Annotated in this window: 16 protein-coding genes; all 16 read left to right on the top strand. The window is 65.0% G+C overall.

The window, feature by feature from the left end; all coding sequences use genetic code 11:
- Positions 1-65 precede the first annotated feature (65 nt).
- Entirely contained in the window at positions 66-1,175 is a 1,110-nt protein-coding gene (alr, locus tag A6A05_RS12200; protein WP_068501314.1) for an alanine racemase, read from the top strand.
- Positions 1,175-1,948 carry an MlaE family ABC transporter permease gene (locus tag A6A05_RS12195; protein ID WP_068501311.1) on the top strand — a complete coding sequence of 258 codons (774 nt, stop codon included), beginning with the start codon at positions 1,175-1,177 and terminating at the stop codon, positions 1,946-1,948. Before alr ends, A6A05_RS12195 begins: the two co-directional genes overlap by 1 nt.
- A gap of 2 nt (positions 1,949-1,950) precedes the next feature.
- A complete protein-coding gene (locus A6A05_RS12190; protein ID WP_068501308.1) occupies positions 1,951-2,724 on the top strand; it encodes an ABC transporter ATP-binding protein in 774 nt (257 codons plus the stop codon).
- Positions 2,725-2,795: 71 nt separating this feature from the next.
- Entirely contained in the window at positions 2,796-3,536 is a 741-nt protein-coding gene (locus A6A05_RS12185) for a substrate-binding periplasmic protein (protein ID WP_068501305.1), read from the top strand.
- Positions 3,533-5,419 carry an ATP-binding protein gene (locus tag A6A05_RS12180; RefSeq protein WP_068501302.1) on the top strand — a complete coding sequence of 629 codons (1,887 nt, stop codon included), beginning with the start codon at positions 3,533-3,535 and terminating at the stop codon, positions 5,417-5,419. Before A6A05_RS12185 ends, A6A05_RS12180 begins: the two co-directional genes overlap by 4 nt.
- 80 nt (positions 5,420-5,499) lie before the next feature.
- Positions 5,500-6,285, top strand: a complete 786-nt coding sequence (locus A6A05_RS12175; protein WP_068501299.1) for a substrate-binding periplasmic protein — start codon at positions 5,500-5,502, stop codon at positions 6,283-6,285.
- A gap of 13 nt (positions 6,286-6,298) precedes the next feature.
- A complete protein-coding gene (locus A6A05_RS12170; protein ID WP_068501298.1) occupies positions 6,299-7,765 on the top strand; it encodes a sensor histidine kinase in 1,467 nt (488 codons plus the stop codon).
- Between the two features lie 90 nt (positions 7,766-7,855).
- Positions 7,856-9,229, top strand: coding sequence for a DNA repair protein RadA (radA, locus tag A6A05_RS12165; RefSeq protein ID WP_068501295.1), 1,374 nt, complete (start codon positions 7,856-7,858; stop codon positions 9,227-9,229).
- A gap of 35 nt (positions 9,230-9,264) precedes the next feature.
- Complete coding sequence (locus tag A6A05_RS12160; RefSeq protein WP_068501291.1) at positions 9,265-9,948, top strand: CvpA family protein; 684 nt, start codon at positions 9,265-9,267, stop codon at positions 9,946-9,948.
- Between the two features lie 20 nt (positions 9,949-9,968).
- The gene (gene purF / locus A6A05_RS12155) at positions 9,969-11,429 is read left to right on the top strand and encodes an amidophosphoribosyltransferase (protein ID WP_068501289.1); all 1,461 of its coding nucleotides are present in this window, start codon (positions 9,969-9,971) and stop codon (positions 11,427-11,429) included.
- The gene (locus tag A6A05_RS12150) at positions 11,426-12,136 is read left to right on the top strand and encodes an SDR family NAD(P)-dependent oxidoreductase (RefSeq protein ID WP_068501286.1); all 711 of its coding nucleotides are present in this window, start codon (positions 11,426-11,428) and stop codon (positions 12,134-12,136) included. Before purF ends, A6A05_RS12150 begins: the two co-directional genes overlap by 4 nt.
- Positions 12,137-12,291: 155 nt before the next feature.
- On the top strand, positions 12,292-13,575 hold the full coding sequence (locus tag A6A05_RS12145) for a hypothetical protein (RefSeq protein ID WP_068501348.1): 1,284 nt from the start codon (positions 12,292-12,294) through the stop codon (positions 13,573-13,575).
- Between the two features lie 130 nt (positions 13,576-13,705).
- Positions 13,706-14,845, top strand: coding sequence for a hypothetical protein (locus A6A05_RS12140; protein WP_156521035.1), 1,140 nt, complete (start codon positions 13,706-13,708; stop codon positions 14,843-14,845).
- Positions 14,842-15,303, top strand: coding sequence for a VOC family protein (locus A6A05_RS12135; protein WP_068501281.1), 462 nt, complete (start codon positions 14,842-14,844; stop codon positions 15,301-15,303). The genes A6A05_RS12140 and A6A05_RS12135 overlap by 4 nt, the downstream gene beginning before the upstream one ends.
- A gap of 51 nt (positions 15,304-15,354) precedes the next feature.
- The gene (locus A6A05_RS12130; protein ID WP_068501279.1) at positions 15,355-16,128 is read left to right on the top strand and encodes a hypothetical protein; all 774 of its coding nucleotides are present in this window, start codon (positions 15,355-15,357) and stop codon (positions 16,126-16,128) included.
- 229 nt (positions 16,129-16,357) lie between these two features.
- Positions 16,358-17,097 (top strand): site-specific integrase (locus A6A05_RS12125; protein WP_172822274.1); only part of this gene is annotated, 740 nt, incomplete at its 3' end.

The raw sequence follows: 17,097 nt of genomic DNA, 5'->3' as shown, positions 1-17,097 counted from the left end.
GGTTTTCCCACCTCGACGTTCCCGCGAACGCGGGAACCCAGAAGCCGCAAGATAGAGACCGATTGATGACCGCCCACGACCGCGCCCCCGCTTTGCTGACCGTCGATCTGGACGCCGTCGTCGCCAATTGGCGTGCCATCACCGCCCGCGCGCCGGGCGCTGAAGCGGCTGCCGTGGTCAAGGCCGACGCCTATGGCCTGGGGGCCGGACCGGTGGCCCGCGCGCTGGAAGCCGCCGGGTGCCGCACCTTCTTTGTCGCCACCATCGACGAGGGCATCGACCTGCGCGAGGATCTGCCCGATTCCCGCATCCTGGTGCTGGGTGGACCGCTGCCGGGCACCGCCGCCGACATGGCGGCCCATGGCCTGATCCCGGTGCTCAACAGCCTGGAACAGGTCGGCCAGTGGGTCGGGCTGGCCCGGGCCAGCGAGCAGGAACTGGAAGCCGCGCTGCATCTCGACACCGGCATGAGCCGCCTGGGGCTGGACCAGGCCGCCGTCGCCGACCTGGCCGACAACCCGGCCATGCTGGGCGGCATCAGGACCACTTTGGTCATGAGCCACATGGCCTGCGCCGACGAGCCCGAGCATCCCAAGAACCGCGAGCAGTTGGAGCTGTTCACCCATGCGACCCGGCGCCTGGGCGTGGCAGCCCGGCTGTCGCTGGCGGCGTCATCGACGGTGTTCCTGGGGCCCGATTACCACTTCGATCTGGTCCGCCCGGGGGCGGCGCTTTACGGCCTGAACCCGGTGCCGGGACAGCCCAATCCGCTGACCGGCGTGGTGCGCCTCGAGGCCCGGATTCTGCAGGTTCGCGACGTTGACTCCCCTCAGACCGTTGGCTATGGTGCCACCCATCGTTTCACCGGCAAAACCAAGGTCGCAGTCGTCGCGGCGGGCTATGCCGACGGATTGTTCCGCTCGCTGGGCAATCGTGGTTTCGGGATGATCGGGGGGGTACGCGTGCCGGTCGTGGGGCGAATTTCGATGGATCTGACCACCTTCGACGTCTCGGCCGTCGCGCCGGAATTGGCGCGCCCCGGCGCCCTGATCGAACTGATCGGAGACTGCCATCCCGCCGACGAACTGGCCGCCGAGGCCGGCACCATCGGTTACGAGGTCCTGACCGCTCTGGGCCGGCGCTACCACCGCACCTATCTAGGGGACGACGCCTGATGGATTTCGTCGCGACCATCGGCCGGACCTTCCTGGGCTTCCTGGCCCATGTCGGCCGCCTGTCCGCTTTCACCGGCACCGCCGTATCGCATGTTGTGCGCCCGCCCTTCTATCCGCGCCTGCTGCTGCGCTCGATGGTCGAGATCGGCTATTACTCGCTGCCGGTGGTCGGCCTGACGGCGGTGTTCACCGGCATGGTGCTGGCGCTGCAATCCTATTCCGGCTTCTCGCGCTTCGCCGCCGAGGGCGCGGTCGCCACCGTGGTCGTGCTGTCGGTCACCCGCGAGCTGGCCCCGGTGCTGGCCGGCCTGATGGTGGCGGGCCGCATCGGCGCCTCGATGGCCGCCGAGATCGGCACCATGCGCGTCACCGAGCAGATCGACGCGCTGACCACGCTGTCGACCAATCCGTTCAAGTATCTGGTGGCGCCGCGCCTGCTGGCCGGCCTGTTGATGGTGCCGTTCCTGGTGCTGGTGGCCGACATCATCGGCGTGTTCGGCGGCTATATCGTCGGCATCTACAAGCTGGGTTTCAATCCCGCCACCTATCTGGCCCGCACCTGGGAGTTCCTGGAACCGCTGGACGTCATCTCGGGCCTGACCAAGGCGGCGGTGTTCGGCTTCCTGATCTCGCTGATGGGCTGCTATCACGGATATTATTCCAAGGGCGGCGCCCAGGGCGTGGGTGCTGCGACCACCAACTCGGTGGTGTCGGCGGCGATCATGATCCTGATCTGCAATTACATCATCACCGCGCTGTATTTCGGGAAATGACCATGAGCGCGCACCCCATGATCGACATCAAGAACGTCCACAAGTCGTTTGGCCCCAAGGTGGTGCTGGACGGCGTCGATCTGTCGATCGCCCGGGGCGAATCGGTGGTGGTGATCGGCGGCTCGGGCACCGGCAAGTCGGTGCTGCTGAAGTCGATCCTGGGCATCCTGCGGCCGGAAAAGGGCTCGATCAAGGTCGATGGCGAGGAAGTCATCGGCATGCGGGCCAAGGACCGCGACCGCATGATGCTGAAGTTCGGCATGCTGTTCCAGGGCGCCGCCTTGTTCGATTCCTTGAAGGTGTGGGAAAACGTCGCCTTCGGCCTGATCCAGGGACGCGGCATGGACCGCGTCGGCGCGCGCGCCGTCGCCATCGAGAAGCTGGCCCAGGTCGGCCTGGCCGAATCGACCGGCGAGCTGTTTCCGGCCGAATTGTCGGGCGGCATGCAAAAGCGCGTGGCGCTGGCCCGCGCCATCGCGGCGTCGCCGGACATCATCTTCTTCGACGAACCGACCACCGGCCTGGACCCGATCATGGCCGACGTCATCAACGATTTAATCGTCAAGTGCACCAAGGAACTGGGCGCCACGGCGCTGTCGATCACCCACGACATGGCCTCGGCCCGCAAGATCGCCGACCGCATCGCCATGCTGTACAAGGGCCGCCTGATCTGGGTCGGCCCGGCCAAGGACATCGACCATTCCGGCAACGAATTCGTCGATCAGTTCATCCATGGCAGGGCCGAAGGCCCGATCAAAATGGAATTGCGGGCCTAGGGTCGCCCCCCTCTCGCCAATCAATACCTTTAGTATTATAGTTGTGCGTCGATCTCCGCCGGGGGACTTGCATGGTGCGCTTTCTGTTGATCTGCCTTCTCGTTGTCGCCGCCGGCACGGCCCAGGCGGCCGAGCGGTTGACGCTGTCTTCGGGCATGCGCGAACCGTGGACCAATGCCGAGCAGACCGGGTTCACCAACCAATTGCTGGCCGAGCTGTTTCGAAGCACCGGGCTTGATGGCCAAGTCTTGTTCAACCCGGCGGCGGCCCGGGCACTGGCCTTGGCCAACGACGGCACCGACGACGGGCTGGCGGCCCGCATCGCCGGCCTCGAGCTCGAATACCCCAACCTGATCCGCGTCCCCGAGCCGATCTTCTTCAACGATTTCGTCGCCGCCTCGGCCATCGACGCGCCGGTGGCGATCCGCGCCTGGGGCGACCTGGGCACGTTCTCGGTCGCCTATATCCTGGGTTGGCAGATCTTCGACCACAACGTCCCCAAAGTGCGCGAGCTGACCCAGCCCAAGGATTCCGCCCAATTGCTGAACCTTGTTCGTGCCGGCCGAGCCGAGGTGATCTTGCACGAACGCTGGCAGGTGTTGTGGCATGCCCGCCAGTTGGGAATCGCCCTGCGTATCCACGAGCCGCCCCTGGTGGCGGTCCCGATGTATCTTTACCTGCACAAGCACCATGCCGGGCTGGTCGACAAGTTCGACCAGGCCTTGAAGGCCATGAAGGCCGACGGCCGTTACGCCCGTCTGCGCGAGCGGGTGCTGGGACCGCTGGCGCCGACGGTGAGCCCACGAAAATGACAGCGCCGTCCTTCAAGACCGGCGCCGTTGCGCGACACCTCATCACCCGCCTGGCCATCGTCGGAATCGTCCTCAGCCTTGCGGTGTCGTCGCTGCAGCTGGCCAACGATTATCGTCAAAGCGCCAGCCAGTTGGTCGAGGCGCTGGATCGGATCGAGACCACCTATCTGCCCAGCGTGGTCGAAAATGCCTGGCTGGACGACCGCGACCGAATCGGAACCCTGCTGGATGGGATCATCCGCCTGCCGGCCTTCGCCAACGCGGTGGTGCGGGGCAGCGATGGCGCCGTCCTGGTCGAACGCGGCGCCCCGGCCCGAACCCCGCTGACCCGTTCGTTCGCCCTGACCCGCCCCTATGGCGACAAGAATGTCGACCTGGGCGCCTTGACCGTTTCCGCCGATCTGGGGGTGTTGCGGGACGAGGCGCTGCACCACCTCGTCAGCGCAATCGCCGGCAATGTCGTCTTGCTGGCCGCGCTGGCCGTGCTGTTGTACCTGCTGGTCCACAGGACCGTGACCGCTCGCCTGGAACTCATCGCCGCCCAGGCCGAACGCCTGGGTCGGCTGGGACCCAGCCAGGCGCCGCCCCTGGATCTTGGCCCGGCGCCGCAGCCCGACGAATTGACCGAGCTGGGCCAAAGCCTGAACCGGATGCAAGGCCAACTGGCCGACGCCATCCGCGACGTCGCCGTCAACGAAGAACGCTATCGCGAGTTGTTCGCCAGATCGCCGGTGTCGCTGTGGGAAGAGGATTTCTCGGCGGTGCACCAGGCGATCGAAGCGGTCAGTCACGACATCACCGACATCTCGACCTATCTGGACCAGCACCCGCAATTCGTCCGCGACTGCGCCGCCAAGGTCCGCATCATTGCCGTCAACGACGCCACCGTGACGTTGCACCGAGCGGGCGACGCAGCCGACCTGTGCGACCGTTTGCCGACCGTCTTCACCCCGGCCTCGTTCGACGCCTTCCGCCAACAACTGGCGGCGATATGGCTGGGCGAGGGCGACGTGACCGCCACCAGCGAAGTCCGCACCCTTGAAGGCGACATCCGCGACGTCGTGATCCGCTGGCATGTTCCGCCGGCCCACCGCGACATTTACGACCGGGTGATCGTGTCGCAGGAAGACATCACCGACATCAAGGTGGCGCAACGCTCGGCCGAGATCACCATGGAAAAGCTGATGCAGGCCAAGGCCGAGCTGGAACGCTTCACCTTCGTCGCCTCGCACGATCTGCGCGAGCCGATCCGTTCCATCATCAGTTTCTCGCAATTGCTGGAACGGACCATGGCCCAGACCGGACCGTTGCCGCACGAGGTGGCCGAGTACCTGGACTACCTGAAGGCGGCGGCGATCCGCATGCAAGATCAGGTGACCGGCCTTTACGACTATGCCCGAGCCGGCCAACCGAAGGAGGCCTTCCAGCCGGTCGCCCTGAATGAACCGCTGGCCGACGCCCAGCAGGCCTTGAACGAGGTGATCGAGCAAACGGGCGCCATCATCCGGGCCGGAACCCTTCCCCTGGTGTCGGGCCATCGCCAGCAATTGGCCGAGATGTTCCGCCACCTGTTGGACAATTCCATCAAGTTCCGTCGCCCGGGCGTCCCCCCCGAGATCTCCGTCGCTTCCTGCCCGGCCGGCGATTTCGTGCGCGTCACCATCTCGGACAACGGCATCGGCATCGATCCCCTTTATGTCGCCGGCATCTTCGACGTGTTCCGCCGCCTGCACGGGCCGGGGGAATATCCCGGGGCCGGGCTGGGGCTGTCGATCTGCCGACGCATCGTCGAGACCCATGGCGGCCATATCAGCGCCGACCCGACGCAAACGGTCGGCACCGCGATCGTCGTCTTGCTGCCGGCGGCGAATTCCAAATCCTGATCAAGCCCGAGCGAGCGTGAAATCTGGACAGACGCACCGTCATGGGTGAAGCTGCAGGAAACCTGTGGGGAGGTTTTGCCATGACTTTTGTCGGATGGCGCGCGGGGGTCCGGGTCATTGCGGCGGGTCTGGTCGGCCTGTGGTTCGGCGCGACAAGCGCCGCCGAGACGCCGACCGTCACCATCGGGGTCTATCCCTATCCGCCGTTCGGCTATGTCGCCGAAGGCCGTCATACCGGCTATGCCTACGACATGATCGAGGCGGTGGTGCGCCGGGCCGGGTTTGCCGTCGCCGTCGAAGAGGTCCCGGTGATGCGGGCGGTGGTGATGCTTCGCGAGTCCACCAACCTTTTGATCATGGCCACCAAGACCGCCGAGACGGTGGCGCGCTACGAAGCCCATTGGCCGTTCTGTTTCGAGACCGTCACCCATGCGCTGTTGATGAAGAAGGGGACGCGGTACGCCCGGCTCGAGGATTTGCCGCGCGACACGGTCATCGGGGCTTTCCTCGGCTATACCTTGAAGACCCACCTGGCCGAGTTGGGCTTCACCGACATCCAGTTCGCCAGCGAGAACGGACAGGTCGCCGACATGCTGATGCACGGCCGGGTCGAGGCCTGGGCGAGCTTCGAATCCGCCGCCTATTACCTTCTCGAGGCCAAGGGCGTCGGCCAGGACGCGGTCAAAAGCATCCCGGTTCAACGTTTTCCCTTCTGCGTGATGGCCAGCCGCAATACCAGCCCGGACATCCTGGCCCGTCTTCATGCCGCCTCCGCCGCGATCGAGGCCGACGGGACCCGCGCGGCCATCCGTGCCCGCTACGCCCGCTATCTCGGACCCGATCTGCCGTTGCCGGCGAAACCGTGATGGATCGCGGCCGATGATCGTGCTGCTGCGCGCCACCAACCGGATCAGCAAGCTGGGCAAGAAGCTGATCTTGTTGTTGGTGACGTTCAGCTCGGCGATCACCCTGGTGATCACCGCAATCCAGTTGTTCATGGATTACCGGGTCCAGCGCGATCAGGTCGAGACGTTGCTGGAAAGGATGTCGATCCTGTTCCCGCCCATCGCCGCCCAGGTGTGGAGCTTCGACGACGCGCAAATTCAGCTTTCGCTGGATTCCCTGGCCCACCTGCCCAACATCGAGCGGGTTACCGTGACGGCCACCGACCACGGCGCCCGGTGGACGGCGCAATCCGGCCATTCAAAGCGCCAGATCGTCCATGTCTACCCCTTGATCTACAAGGTGAAGGGCGACGACCGCCAGATCGCCACCATGGAGATCGCCGCCGGACTGGACGAGGTTTACGGCACCTTGGTCTGGCAGGGGGGGACGATCCTGTTCAGCAACAGCATCAAGACCTTCTGCGTGGTCATCTTCATCTACTGGGTGTTCCGCCATCTGGTGACGGTCCGGATCGAGGAATTGGATCGACGGGTTCAGGGGCTGGTGCCCCACCTCAGCAACGACCACCAGATGACCCCGGTCGGCCTGGATGACCGTCCCGCCCATGGCGATGAACTGGACGCGGTGCGCTGGGCCTTCGACGACATGGCCGACCGATTGAAGCTGCTGGTCCTCGACCTCAACGCCCGCAATCAGCAACTGGCCGCCGAAAACCGCCAGCGGGTGCGGGTCGAAATGGAACTGCGCGAGACGGTCGATAAGCTGTCGCGGGCGATGGTCGAGATCGAACGCTTCGCCTATGTCGCCGCCCACGACCTGAAAGAGCCGATCCGCTCGATCATCAGCTTCTCGCAGATGCTGGACAAAGGCTATGCCGCCCAACTGGGCGACGAGGGGCGGGAATTGCTGGGGTTCCTGATCCAGGGCGCACGCCACATGTCCAGCCTGATCACCGACCTCTTGGATTACGGCGCCTGCGAAAGGCGGCGAATGGCGGTCGGCCCCGCCGATTGCAACCGGATCGTCGCCGAAATCGTCGCCGGCCTTGCCGCCCTGATCGAGCAAAAGCACGCCGAAATCGTCGTGGAATCGCTGCCCGTCCTTGAAGCCGATCCCGGCCAGTTGCACCAACTGTTCCACAATCTGCTGGCCAATGCCTTGAAGTTCAGCCGGGACGACCGGCCCCCTCGGGTGACGGTGTCGGCCGAACGGGTCGAGGACGGATGGCTGTTGCGCGTAGCCGACAACGGCATCGGCATCGACCCACAATACCGCGACTACATCTTCGAGGTGTTCCGCCGGCTGCACACGCGCGACACCTTCCCCGGCACCGGTATCGGCCTGTCCATCTGCAAGCGCGTGGTCGAAAACCATGGCGGCCGCATCTGGCTGGAGAACGGTAACACCGACGGCGCCACCTTCTGCATCCTGCTGCCCTAGCTGTGGAGTCGCAGGCCGACATTGATTTTCCGGCGGCGATCGGTTACGCCTCGCCCCATTGATCGATCACAGCGCGGATTGTTTCCCGGCATGTCCAAATCCGCTCCCCGCTTCATTTGTCAGGATTGCGGCGCCGTCACCTCGCGGTGGGTCGGCAAGTGCGAAGCCTGCGGCGCCTGGAACTCGATCGTCGAGGAAGCCCGGCGGGAAGAGGCCCCCAAGGGCCTGGGCGGCAAGCCCGGCAAGAAGATCGACTTCGTCGGCCTGGAAGGCATCGCCAAGCCGCTGCCGCGCCTGATCACCACCATCGGCGAACTGGACCGCGTCTGCGGCGGCGGGCTGGTGCCCGGGTCGGCCCTGCTGGTCGGCGGCGATCCCGGCATCGGCAAATCGACCCTGCTGACCCAGGCCGCCGCCCTGTTGGGCGCCACCCACCCGGTCGCCTATATCTCGGGCGAAGAGGCGGTCGATCAGGTGCGCCTGCGGGCAGGACGACTGGGCCTGGCCAAGGCCAACGTCGCCCTGGCGTCGGCCACCAATCTGCGCGACATCGTCGCCAGCCTGGACCAATCCGACGCACCCCGGGTGGTGGTGATCGATTCGATCCAGACCATGTATGCCGACAATGTCGATTCGGCGCCGGGCACGGTGACCCAGGTGCGCACCTGCGCCCACGAACTGATCCGCCTGGCCAAGCGCCGGGGCTTCGTGCTGTTCCTGGTGGGCCACGTCACCAAGGAAGGCACCATCGCCGGCCCGCGCGTGCTGGAACACATGGTCGATACCGTCCTTTATTTCGAAGGCGATCGCGGCCACCAGTTCCGCATCCTCAGGGCGGTCAAGAACCGCTTCGGCGCCACCGACGAGATCGGGGTGTTCGAGATGACCGATGCCGGCCTGGCCGAGGTTTTGAACCCGTCGGCCCTGTTCCTGGCCGAGCGGCGCGGCAACGTGTCGGGCAGTTGCGTGTTCGCCGGCATCGAGGGAACCCGGCCGATGCTGGTGGAAATCCAGGCCCTGGTCGCGCCCAGCACCCTGTCCTCGCCCCGGCGCGCGGTGGTCGGCTGGGATTCCGGCCGGCTGTCGATGATCCTGGCGGTGCTCGACGCCCGTTGCGGGCTTGCTTTGTCGGGCAATGACGTTTATTTGAACGTCGCAGGTGGACTGCGCATCACCGAGCCGGCGGCGGACCTTGCGGTCGCGGCGGCCCTGGTGTCTTCGGCGACCGATGTGCCGGTGCCGGCCGACATGGCGGTGTTCGGAGAAATCGGCCTGTCGGGCGAGATTCGCGCTGTCGCCCAGGGGGACATCCGCCTGAAAGAGGCGGCCAAGCTGGGGTTTGCGCAGGCGTTGGTGCCGGCCAGCCCACGAAAAGGAAAAGGCCAACCGGGTGGCAATGTGCTGACCGTGCGGCCGATCGGACACCTGCAGGACCTGCTGGGGCTGTTCCGCCCCGGCAAGTAAGCCCGGCCACTTAAGGACACGAGAACCGCGCTTTCATGGGCAACCTTCCCGTCACCGCCGTCGACATCGTCGTGGCCGTCGTGCTGTTGGGCTCGGCCGGGTTCGCCTTCATGCGCGGCTTCGTCCACGAGGTGCTGGCCATCACCGCCTGGGTCGGCGCCGCCTTCGCCGCCCTTTACGGATTTACCCACGTCCAGCCGCTGTTTCGCGCCCAGATCGGCAGCGCCCTGGTCGCCGACATCGCCGCCGGCGCCACGCTGTTCCTGGTCACCTTGCTGATCTTGTCGGTGGTCACCAAGATGGTGGCCGACCGCGTGCGCCGATCGGCGCTGAACAGCGTCGATTCGTCGCTGGGATTCGTTTTCGGTCTGGTCCGGGGTGCGGTTCTGGTCAGCCTTGCCTATATGGGAATGGTGATGGTCACCGAAGAGCCGCCGGAATGGCTGGCCCGGGCCAAAACCCAACCTTGGCTGGAACACGGTTCCAACCTGTTGCGCGGCCTGGCCCCGGAAGGGTTCGGCGCCGCCGAGGCCAAGGCGCGCGAAAGCGCCAAGGACGCCAAGGACCTGAAGCAGGCGGAAGAAACTTTCCGCAAATACGTAGCCCCCCAGCCTTCGGCGCCCAGCGCCGACGGAAAGAAGACGGGGGACAAGTCAGGGTCGGGATACGACAAGGAAAGCCGGAGCCAGTTGGACCGGCTGATCCAATCAAACCAGTGATGCGAGCGGCGAGAACGGGCATGTTCACCACCAATCCTTATGACGATGACCATCTGCGCGAGGAATGCGGGGTGTTCGGCATTTACGGCCACCCCGAGGCCGCGGCCCTGACGGCGCTAGGCCTGCACGCGCTGCAGCATCGCGGACAGGAAGCCGCCGGCATCGTCTCGCTGGACGGCGACAAGTTCCACAACCACCGCGACCTCGGCCATGTCGAGGATTGCTTCGGCTCCGAGAACGTCATCCGCAAGCTGAAGGGCGCCAAGGCGGTCGGCCATGTCCGCTATTCCACCACCGGCGAGACCTTGCTGAGAAACGTCCAGCCCTTGTTCGCCGAAATGGAGTTCGGCGGCCTGGCGCTGGGCCATAACGGCAACCTGACCAACGCCCAGGCGCTCCGGCGCTCGCTGGTCAAGCGCGGCTGCCTGTTCCAAAGCACCACCGACACCGAAGTCATCATCCATCTGATCGCCATCAGCCTGCATGGCCCGGTCGAGGACCGCGTCATCGACGCGCTGCGCCAGATCGACGGCGCCTATTCGCTGGTCTGCCTGACCGGCGAGGGTCTGATGGGCATGCGCGACCCCCAGGGCATCCGCCCGCTGGTGCTGGGCAAGCTGGACGGCGCCTGGTGCCTGGCGTCCGAAACCTGCGCGCTGGACATCATCGGCGCCGAGTTCGTCCGCGACATCGAGGCCGGCGAGGTGGTGATCATCACCGATGCCGGCGTTCGTTCGGTCAAGCCGTTCGGCGACACCAAACGTCGCTTCTGCATCTTCGAGTACATCTATTTCGCCCGCCCCGATTCGATCGTCGAGGGCACCAGCGTCTATGATGCTCGTAAGCGCATCGGCGCCGAACTGGCGCGCGAAAGCTTCGTCGATGCCGACGTGGTGGTGCCGGTGCCCGATTCCGGCGTTCCGGCCGCCCTGGGCTTCGCCACCGAAGCCAAGCTGCCGTTCGACCTGGGCATCATCCGTAACCATTATGTGGGCCGCACCTTCATCCAGCCGACCGACCAGACCCGTCATGTCGGCGTCAAGATGAAGCACAACCCCAACAAGGCCACCATCCAGGGCAAGCGCGTCATTCTGGTCGACGATTCCATCGTGCGCGGCACCACCAGCCGCAAGATCGTCGAGATGGTCCGCCAGGCCGGCGCCACCGAGGTCCATATGCGCATCTCGTCGCCGCCGACCACCCATTCCTGCTATTTCGGCATCGACACCCCCGAGCGCGACAAGCTGCTGGCGTCCCGCTACGACGTCCAGGGCATGGCCGACCTGATCGGCGTCGATTCCTTGGCCTTCATCTCGATCGACGGCCTGTACCGCGCCGTCGGCGAGCCGGGCCGCAACTCCCACAGCCCGCAATTCTGCGATGCCTGCTTCACCGGCGACTATCCGGTCATCCCCACCGACTACATGGACGGGCTGACCGAGTCCAAGCAATTGTCGCTGCTGACGGACCCCAAGAAATGAGTGGTCGTCTGGCCGGCCGGGTCGCGGTCGTCACCGGCGCCTCGCGCGGGATCGGCCGGGCGGTGGCCAAGCGCTTCGCCGCCGAGGGCGCCGAGGTGGTGTGCATCGCCCGCACGCAAGGAGCGCTGGAAGAGCTGGACGACGAAATCGCCGATGCCGGCGGCAAGGCGGTGCTGTGCCCGCTGGATCTGCGCCAGTTCGATTCCATCGATCAGGTCGGGGCCGCCTTGTTCCAGCGCTTCGGCCGCGTCGATGTCCTGGCCGGGATCGCCGGTGATATCGGCGGCGGGCTGGGGCCTGTCGGCCACCAGAAGCCCAAGCACTTCCAGGAAGCCTTCGACGTCAACGTCACCGCCAACTACCGCCTGATCCGCGCCTTCGACCCGCTGCTGCGCATGGCGCCGGCCGGCCGCGCGCTGTTCGTCACCTCGGGCGCGGCCCATGCCGGCTTGCCCTATTGGGGCTGCTACGGCGCCACCAAGGCGGCGCTGGAGCAATTGGTGCTCAGTTGGGCCGCCGAGGTGGCCAACATCACCGCCTTGAAGGTCAACCTGATCGATCCCGGCGCCGTCGCCACCCGCATGCGTGCCATCGCCTTCCCCGGCGAGGATCAGGCGACACTGCGCCAGCCCGACCAGATCACCGATACTTTCGTCGAGGCGGCCGAGACTGCCTGCGCCCGCCACGGCGAAGTCATAAAAATTTAGGGCACTTCCTCGGCTATCTGCCGGATTGACGCCTTCTTGTCATAAGTTGAAGATGCGCACAGATGGGCTAGGGCTTGCGCCATGGACAGGAGTCCTGTAATCCCCATCTGGGAAGAACCGCTACAATGCGGGCATATGGGCGGGACGAGGCCTGGATGACGGAAGCGCGTGACAACAAGACGTTCGAGGCGAAGGTCTCGAATCTGATTGCCACGACCCGGCACCTTGAGGTGCCGCACATCCTGATGCTGCGCCGCCTGACTTTGTCCGACCCCGAAAGCCTGAAATGGGCCAACGAACGCCAACTGAACGTGGTGTTCAACGTGCTGGTCACCAAGGCGCTGGAGCGCATGGACAAGACCGCGCTGATCGCCGCACGCGACGGCGATTACAAGACTTTGGTCATGCCCGGCAAGCCCGAGGCCCAGGCCGAGGATCTGCGGGTGGTCAACGCCATCGCGACCCAGATGATCGGGCCGAAGCCCAAGCCGGCGGCGATCGAAGCCGAACATGGCAACTCGCTGGCCAAGCTGCTGTCCCTTAGCCCCACTGCCCCCGGCGAGAAGGTCAGCCGGACGGTGTGCAAGCCCAAAGAGCCGCCGCCCCTGTTCGCCGCGCAACTGGGTCCCGATTCCGAACGAATGATGCCGTCGGCCAATTCCCGCTCGGTCGAGGGATCCGAGGAAAGGCCGTTCAGCGATTTCAAGACGCTGTTCGACGACACTCTGTCCGCCTATTCGCGCAATATCCTGGCGCTGTTCAGCATCCAGGGCGCCATCAAGGGCGGCCGCCCGCCCTTCCCGCTGGCCCCCGAATTCGGCCGCTGCTACGAAGAGGTTCTGCGCCGCTACGTCCTGCCGCCGATGCACGCCTCGCGCCATATCCAGCAGCTGGGCATGAGCTACAACTGGGCCGAGGTCGGCGGCGCCAAGCTGATCGACATCATCGGCTCGGGCGACCACAACAACCCGGTCCTGCACAATTGGGACACGCGCTGGGGCGCGATGCGCGCCCCCAAGGGCAAGAAGCCCAAGCCCGAGGAAAACCCGTGGCCTCTGTTCCGCGAGGACGCCACCAACGGCAATTACGACCCGCCGACCGAGGAACACCTGCAATTGCTGCAGGATTTCATCCGCTTCGAGGTCGAGGCCATCGCCAAGGCCTGGCGCGAGATCTCGCAATTGTACGAGCAGGAATTCGCCCCCTCGGGACGCCAGGAGCAGGCGCGCGAAGGCGCCTTCCGCGACGGCCTGATGCGCTGGTCGGCCAAGCTGCCCGACCATGTCGGCGAGTTCCTGGCCATCAAGTCCTATTTCATGTTTCCCAACATCAACGGCAACTTCATCCGCCGCCTGCTGACCAATTTCGGTCGCACCGACAGCGAGCGCTACCGTCAGGCCCCGTTCCTGGCGGGCTTTGCCCAGACCGTGCCGGAATAACTTTCCAGGTGTCGCACCATGCGGCGATGCATGACAAAAGCTTGCGCTGTCTCCAAGCCTGCCGATAATGGACTGCCTGGGGAGAGCAAGCACGGGACAGGGGATGAGCGGGGGAAATTTCGAAAGCAAGGTGGCTGACCTGGTTTCGGTGACCCGCCGTCTGGAGGTGCCACAAATCCTGCTGCTGCGCCGCCTGACCCTGGGCGACCCGGAGACACTGAAATGGGCCAACCTCAAGCAGTTGGATCTGATCTTCAACGTCATCTTGGACCATGCGCTGCGCCGCACCGGCCAGGCGGCGGTCGAGGCCGCCAGCCGCGACCAATTCGACCCGCTGCTGCCGACCGGCGACGAGGGCGCGCGCGACAAGGAACGCTGGCTGCTGTTCGACCTGGCCAAACCGATGCTGAGCGGCAAGGTCGCCGCCGAAGAGGAAACCACCGAAGCGGTCATGGACCGGCTGCCCCCCGCCGACGAAGACCTGTCCAGCCTGTCGTTCGGCGACTTTCCCACCTTGTTCGACGAAGCCATATCCCGCTATCTCCGCCGTACCCTGACGGTGCTGGCGGTCACCGGCACCCGCCACCACATCCCGCCGCCCTTCATCGTCGCACCCGGCTTCGCCGCCTGTTTCGACAAGGTGGTGCGCGAATGCGTGCTGCCGACCATGCGCGGCAGCCGCCGGCTGAAGGAACTGGCCAACACCCGCGACTGGACCGAGGACGGCGCCGCCGCCCGCCTGATCGGCATGGCGCAGTCCCAGGACATCAACAACCCGATCATGCATCAATGGCACAGCCGCTGGGCCAGCCTGCATCCGGACGCGGCCCTGAAGGGCAAGGACGGCAAGCCGCGCCCGCGCCAGGCCCATGACGATCCCTGGCCGGATTTCCAGGAAGACGCCGCCAAGCGCGGCTATATCCCGCCTTATCCGGCCGACATCCCGGCGCTGGAACGCATCTTGCTGTTGGATGGCGAGGTGCTGGCGGCGGCCTGGGAATCGCTGGCGCAATTGTACGAGCAGGAATTCCAGCCCAAGAGCAGATCCGATTACGGCCGCCCGGGATCGTTCCGCGACGGGCTGCTGGCGCAGATCGAACGGCTGGAGCACCATGGCGGCGACCTTTTGGCCATCAAGGCCTTTTTCGACTTCCCCAAGGTCGATCGGGTATTCATCAGGCAATTGATCCAGACACTGGGCCGATCCGACATCGAGCGCGAGCGCAAGGCGCCGGTACTGATCGCCTTCTATAACGACCTGCCGAAATGACCCTGCTGGACCATGTCAACCTGGTGGTGACCGACCCGGTGGCATCCAGGGATTTCTATGGCCGGCTGCTGGGGTTGGCGCCGGTGATGGATCGCTGGCTCGAGGGCGAGTGGTTCGACCGCCTGACCGGCATCGACGGCGCCCGTGCCCGCTGCATCATCCTGGATGCCCCCGACGGCGGCTGCCGGATCGAGTTGCTGGCCTTCGCCACCCCCGAAGGGACGACAGAAGCCGACCTGTCCGACCACGCCGCCACCGGGCTGCGCCACGTCGCCATCCGGGTCGATGATCTGGATGCCTGCCTGGCCCGGCTGGAGACGCCGCCGCCGGCAATCGAGGTGCCGCGCGCCATCGTGCCGGTGGGCAAGCGCATGGCCTATGTGCCCGACCCCGACGGGATCATCGTCGAGCTGGCCGAATATGGTGGAACACCCAGTTTCACCTTTGGGGGTTGTTAACCTCTTGGGTGGCAGTCTGATCAATGACTCGACTGTTTTGGACTGGGCTTCATGGGTACGCGCGGGCCGCGCCTTTTGCGTCAGACCACCAACCACGTCCTTGACGCGCTGCTGAAGGCGGCGGAGGCGGCCTATCACGGCCAGCCGATCGGCATGAAGTCGTTGCACGACATCGTCGAAGGATTGAAGGCCGGCGCCCATTTCGACGAATTCTACCGCCACGCCTATACCGAGATCATCGACGCCGTCGAGCAGGACAAGCTGGCCCAGGAACGGACCAACGCCTATGGCCGCCTGATGATCCACCCGTTGAACGAGGATCTGCAGGACGGCCGGCTGGACCGCGACATGCTGCCCAACGTGTTCTCGTTCTTCCATCTGGTACTGGGCGACGACGCCCAGAAATACGGCGACCAGTGCAAGGCGATCGTCGCCGGCATGAAGGAAGAACTGGGCGACCAGTTCCACTGGGACCTGTTCTACGCCGATCCCCAGGCCAAGCGCATCCAGTGGCACACGCTGACCCGCATCGCCACCTCGTTCAAGCGGTGGGAGCTGCGCAAGGACTGGTTCATCAAGCTGATGCAATACACGCCGACCACGGTCAGCCTGGGCCAAAGCGCCTTCGTCACCCGCGAGATCGACCATAGTGAAGAACCGCGCGTGTTCGGCAACCGCGAATTCTGCGCTTTTTTCCAGGCTCTGTTCCGGCCGCTGACCGAAATCGCCCCGACCGACGACGCCGCGTTCCGCAAGGAATTCGGCTCGGACCCGCACCACCTGATCGGCCACTTCCTGGTCCACCTCGCCACCTGCGAGGTGTGACGGCCGGGGCTGGACGCGTGACAGCGTCAGGCGGCAGCAGACAGTGATTCCTCCATCATTTGGATTTAGGCCGGGCGTGAAGCAGGCCATGAGTGGTAATTACATAGATATTCGCAAATACAGCGAATATCCAGACAGCTCAACTGAGTGATTTTATACCGAATGGTGAATTGTTCTTGGCCCGCTATCCTGGGACAAGGCTCCTGGGTTCATCCTGGGGGCGGAAATCTTGGACATCACCTTTTCGGACGCAGCCGTCCGCTTTCTCGATCATTGCCGAGTTGCCAAGACGTTGTCGTCCCACACGCTCCGGGCCTATGACACCGACTTGGCCCACGCGCGGGCAAGATTGGGTTCCGCAGTCCCGGTCGGCGAGATCGATCGCGACAGGCTGCGCCGCTATATCGGCGGCATGCTGAACGACGAGGGATTGAAGGAAACCAGCGTCAAGCGGCGCCTGGCCACCATCAAGCAATTGTTCAAGTGGCTGGAAGTCCGTGAAAAGGCCGACGCGCGCGCTGCACAATCCAGATGCTACGGCTACTTCCTGCGCAGCACGGCTGCCTGCTATATGTGGGGTGAAGGGAAAGACTTGGCACGCGCCCAAAGTCAGCTGCAAAAGGCGAAGATTCGCTTTTTAGAAGATGGCGACCAGTTCGGCGCCCTGACGGCGCAAGCCAACATGGGAGCGGTAGCCGCAGAATCGGGCGACCTGGAATTAGCCCTGGAACTGACCAAGAACGCCTATCGGGGGTTGGCGGTCTTCGGACTGCATAATGTCGAGGAGGTTGGCGTGAATCTCGGCACCGCCCTCTTGCTCACCGGCCGCGTCGATGCTGCCGCGCAGCACTTGCGCAGCCTTTTGCCTGCCCTTGCAGATGACTTTCCTAAGCCCGGATTTCCCAGATGGTGCTGCGATTTCGTGACAGCGACTGCCAAATCTGATATAGAAATCAAGGCGGTACGGAC

The organism is Magnetospirillum moscoviense, from assembly GCF_001650635.1.
Classification (GTDB): domain Bacteria; phylum Pseudomonadota; class Alphaproteobacteria; order Rhodospirillales; family Magnetospirillaceae; genus Magnetospirillum; species Magnetospirillum moscoviense.
The sequence above is the reverse complement of the archived record's forward strand: the minus strand, read 5'-3'. Positions and strand labels throughout refer to the sequence as shown.